The organism is Mesorhizobium sp. M7A.F.Ca.ET.027.03.2.1 (assembly GCF_003999175.1).
GTDB lineage: Bacteria > Pseudomonadota > Alphaproteobacteria > Rhizobiales > Rhizobiaceae > Mesorhizobium.
Window position 1 is genome coordinate 1 of record NZ_RZOM01001654.1, and the last position, 774, is coordinate 774.

At 64.0% G+C, this 774-nt stretch carries 1 pseudogene; it reads left to right on the forward strand.

The features are described from left to right. Window positions 1-170: 170 nt before the first annotated feature. Window positions 171-774 (forward strand): annotated as a pseudogene (locus tag EN750_RS37115) (carbamoyl phosphate synthase large subunit); the annotation flags it as partial.

Sequence of the window (774 nt, forward strand, 5' to 3'; positions counted from 1 at the left end):
CCCCTACTCCCCTACTCCCCTACTCCCCTACCTCGCATTTTCGGGGTTACATCAGTCAAAACTCTTCCCTATAAGGCCCTCCTAGCCTGATACCAGAATCGCGAGCACAACCGGCCGGGTCTTCCCGTCCCGGTTTTTTGTGCAAGCCGCCCGCCGAACGGACCTTTGACATGCCAAGACGCACTGACATCAAGTCGATCCTGATCATCGGGGCCGGCCCCATCGTCATCGGCCAGGCCTGCGAGTTCGACTATTCCGGCACGCAGGCCTGCAAGGCGCTGAAGGAGGAAGGCTTCCGGGTCATCCTGGTCAATTCCAACCCGGCCACCATCATGACCGACCCGGAACTGGCCGACGCCACCTATATCGAGCCGATCACGCCCGAAGTGGTCGCAAAGATCATCGCCAAGGAGCGGCCCGACGCGCTGCTGCCGACCATGGGCGGCCAGACCGCGCTCAACACCGCTCTGTCGCTGCGCCGCATGGGAGTGCTCGAGCGCTACAATGTCGAGATGATCGGCGCCGATGCTACCGCCATCGACAAGGCCGAGGACCGCGCGCTGTTTCGCGAGGCGATGAAGAAGATCGGCCTGGAAACGCCGAAGTCGATGCTGGCCAACGCCACCGACGTCAAGAACACCGACCGCAAGACGCATGAGGCCGAGCGCGCCGCCGTCAAGGCCGAGGCCCCGGCCGATCTCGACGCCGCGCTCGACGCGCTGGAAACCCGCTGGAACCTCGGCGAAGGCGACCGCAAGCAGCGCTACATCAGCC